General features: G+C 37.4%; 6 protein-coding genes. All 6 read right to left on the reverse strand.

Annotated elements, in window-relative coordinates:
- Positions 1-488 (reverse strand): DUF2815 family protein (locus tag RsY01_RS10660; protein ID WP_094785514.1); only part of this gene is annotated, 488 nt, incomplete at its 3' end.
- The gene (locus RsY01_RS10665; protein ID WP_202971663.1) at positions 472-1,623 is read right to left on the reverse strand and encodes a DUF2800 domain-containing protein; all 1,152 of its coding nucleotides are present in this window, start codon (positions 1,621-1,623) and stop codon (positions 472-474) included. The genes RsY01_RS10665 and RsY01_RS10660, both read right to left, overlap by 17 nt.
- Complete coding sequence (locus tag RsY01_RS10670; protein ID WP_094785516.1) at positions 1,620-1,952, reverse strand: rRNA biogenesis protein rrp5; 333 nt, start codon at positions 1,950-1,952, stop codon at positions 1,620-1,622. Before RsY01_RS10670 ends, RsY01_RS10665 begins: the two co-directional genes overlap by 4 nt.
- Positions 1,927-2,154, reverse strand: a complete 228-nt coding sequence (locus RsY01_RS10675) for a hypothetical protein (protein WP_094785517.1) — start codon at positions 2,152-2,154, stop codon at positions 1,927-1,929. The genes RsY01_RS10670 and RsY01_RS10675 overlap by 26 nt, the downstream gene beginning before the upstream one ends.
- A gap of 83 nt (positions 2,155-2,237) precedes the next feature.
- Positions 2,238-2,708, reverse strand: coding sequence for a sigma-70 family RNA polymerase sigma factor (locus RsY01_RS10680; protein ID WP_094785518.1), 471 nt, complete (start codon positions 2,706-2,708; stop codon positions 2,238-2,240).
- A gap of 364 nt (positions 2,709-3,072) precedes the next feature.
- Positions 3,073-3,672, reverse strand: coding sequence for a helix-turn-helix domain-containing protein (locus tag RsY01_RS10685; RefSeq protein ID WP_094785519.1), 600 nt, complete (start codon positions 3,670-3,672; stop codon positions 3,073-3,075).
- Between the last annotated feature and the right edge of the window lie 135 nt (positions 3,673-3,807).

The raw sequence follows: 3,807 nt of genomic DNA on the forward strand, positions 1-3,807 counted from the left end.
AGTGGTTCGCCATCTCGGATAAATTGAATATTACCTAGGCCACACGCAATGCCTTTATTGCCATTCGAGTTAAAGGCATAAAAATTCAAAGACACACGACTGTAACAGCCACTATAAACTTGGCTACGTTCAAGAATTGGATTCACAGCTTGATCGACAATTTGGGGTGGTGTCGTACTGTTGGCATTAATGAAATAATACCCCTGATAGGCTTCATCATCATCACGTTCCAAATCACCATCACGCAAAGGAAGTTTAATCGTTGCTTTATTTGGTTTCTTGCCTCCAAACTTTGAAAGCCCCTCTTCAATTGCAACATCCACTGCCTTTTCAATCGCATCAATTGTCTCCGTATCATCTTTTGGAATTAATACAGAAACGCTATACTTCTCGTCCCCACCATTAATCGAGACGGCCTCCCACCCATGAAAATAACTGAGTCGTGTATCCATACCAGTGACTACTTTTGTTTTACTTACATTTACCATTTGTTTCCTCCTCTTGAATTTCAGTGAACTCATCTTTTACATTCGCAATTTCTACTGCTTGTCTTTTATCCGCTTTTGGTACAAGCGTTAATTTACCACGTGGTTTTTCAATCAAATCAACAAGAATCTCATCAAATTTCTTTTTACCGAGTGCTGCGGTCATTGCCGTAATACCGAATAATTTCTTTTCATAAGCCTCAAATCCAGCAGCTAGCACCAACTTAGCGACTTTCTCATCATTGATATATTTACGATTAGCACGTCCTTCTACCAATTTATAATTCGGCCATGCATTTCCTACAAGTGCTTGTTTCAAGGCATAGGCTTTCACATCATTTGCCCATGAAACCAAGCCATCAACTTTTGATAATACATTTTCAATCTCATCATCAGTTAGTATCTCAGGTTTATTAAACTCAAGTTTTGCCAATTTCAGATGTTGTTCAGCACGTTCTCGACAGACATTTTTAGCCGGACAAAACGTACACCATTTCCCACAATTGAATTCTCCCTCACCTTTAAAGGCAAGGGCTGCGGCAGGCATTAAAACAGTCGTTGCCCAGCCAACAAGCATCTCTTTTGTTAAAGTGTAAGTGCTGATATTATCTCGTCTTGGTTGAAAAATTGTCATCTTCACTTCTGTGATATCATAGATGCCATCAAACAATTCCAAAGCACCAAGTGCGTAACACATCATCTGTGGATTTTCAAATGCATCAACTAAAATCCCCAACCCATACTTCATATCAATGACTGATAGCGTACCATCCGCAATAATTAAACAGTCTCCAGTCCCGAACCCTTCCGGTACATACTTTGAAAAATCAAGACGTTGTTCAATGATGACAACCGGATCAGAACAGGTCTCTTTTGCTTTGGCCATTTCAGCCATGACATAGGTCGCATAACTTTCCGTACAAGTCTCCATTTCTTCATCATAATAGTCGAGAATCGGAGCCTGAATCTTGAACCCTAATAACTGTTGTAGCTTATACTCACAAAGACTATGCGCATCTGTTCCTTGTTTGGCATAATCGCTTGTCTTGTTCTCAAAGCTTTCTCCCAATCTTGCGGAAGGTGGGCAGTGTGTCCATCGTGAACTTGATGACGCTGACAAGAGCGCATGGTCCATCACAAAGCCTCCACTTCTTTGAGCAATGCCTTGTAATGCTTGACATCAACTTCACTTAATCTACTTGCACCATATTTAATGATCAGTTCACGGACTTGTTCTGTTTTACCTTCCTGACTCTTAATCGCAAGTACACCACGTACTGCCTCAAGTGTTAGCTTAGACTCCTTAGCCTTAGCTTTGGTTTTTGCTTTTGGTTTAGGCTTAATTACTGGTATCTCAACTTCTACCTCCGGCTCATTTAACATTAATGCCTCACACAGCTCTTGTAAACTGTCAGCCAAAATACGTAGATTTTCCACCACTTCAAGTGCTAATTTTGTCTTGCTCATCTTCTTTTTTCCCTTCTGAAATTTCATGAATTTCAACTGTTTCAACGGAATGCCCGGGTGTTAACACTAAAAACTCAACATTTTCCCCTATGATGAATTGCAACAATTTTTTAGGGATTGAGCAGATACCGCTTTTCAATACTGATTGTTTATTACCTTTATCATCGGTAACATTAATTTGAACCCTGTGTTTTAGAGCCATAAATTTGACCTCCTCTTCATGAGGTTTTCTCCCCCACATATATCAGTCGAAAATTTTCTATCAAAAGTTGCGCTTTCTTTAAATTAAGGTAGTCGCTTTTGAATTTCTTTAATTAATTTTTCTCTTCTACGGCCGACAGTCGATTTATCAACTTTCAAAGTTCGCGCGACATCTGAATTCGTCTGCCCTTCTGATAGGAGCAAGTACAATTCTTGTAGCTCTGGTTTTAAATTTTTCAAAATCTCTCGTACCATAGCCAGTTGAGGATTCTCCTCAATCTGCGATAGCTGATATAGCTCTTTAACCATTGGATTTTTATCCTCCACATTTCCTGCAATCGCAAAACTCTCAATCGACATATTCCAGTCACTTTCTGGATTAGGTCGACTATTTTTGATATTGTAGTAGACCTCACTATCATCAAAAGCGTGTAATCTTTGAATATCAATTTCTGTCACTCCCTCCTGATTCAATTGAATCAGAACTCTTTTGCCATCATCAAACTTATAGATATAACCACTGCGCTTATTACTAGCTGTTTTTCTGAACTTCATAGAATGTCCACCATTTTCTTGAACAATCAAGAACGGAGAGACGATAAGAAGTTGAGAGTAGCGAAAATCAGTACAAAAATAGGCGCACTGAAAAACGGAAAACGCATCAAACTAGCAACATTCTGCTCTTTCTTTTGGTCTTTCCGTCCCTTTCGGTGGCCACCTATATTGGACTTTATTTGATAAAAAGCGATTCCTTACCAACACTTATTCTATCGAATTTAGAAATATCACACCATGACTTATCAGATCAGCTATAGCAGCTTAAAAGTGCAGAAAAAGACCCTATTAAAAGATTTTATTCTCTTAATAAGGCTATCTTCGGTCAACTTCATCTGACTTGATAAATCAGATAGAGTTATCTTTATTTTTCAACTGTTAAGGGCTTTAATTGATTACTGAGTAGTATTTCATTGCAATAATAAATGGATTCTGCCGTACAACTATTAAGAATAAGTTCATAAAATTGATGGTCTATTATCGTTAAACGTAAGCTATGACCTGCCAGCTCTATCAATTTATGGCTTAAATGGGTGGGGAGTTCTAACCCAACACAGATTGCCACAACTGATTTTAAATTTGGCTTGGATACATTTCTATTACGCATTCGTGAAATAGTTTCAGGCGCAAGTAGTGTTTGTTCAGCAAGCTCTTCTACCGTCATCTTTTTCCATAACATCAAATACTTCAAAGCCTTACCATAACTTGTTGGAATGTTTAAACTGACTTCAACCAATTCTAAAACATAGGCTCTCGCCCAAGTAGCTTCATCCTCGTTATTGACACTTTTATCTTTGAAAGATTTTAGATTAAAAATCATATCCGAAAGAGAGGTGTTTAGCTTAGTGAACCTATCTATTATGCCAACCCAATCAACATCAAATATTTTGTGATTTCTAAAATATATTGGTATACCAAAAAATCTTGATTTGATTGTTTTAATAGATAACTGTTCATCTTGCATACACATTTCTCCTTCTTAGAAAATGAGTAATATCGCGCTCAAAAGTATCAATATATCAGCACTATTATACTACTATTTTGTATGAATAACATTAATTTTACTTTTTAATAAAATTTGTACTAATTCTAGGGTATA

It is taken from the genome of Pseudolactococcus reticulitermitis (assembly GCF_002260845.1).
Lineage (GTDB): Bacteria > Bacillota > Bacilli > Lactobacillales > Streptococcaceae > Pseudolactococcus > Pseudolactococcus reticulitermitis.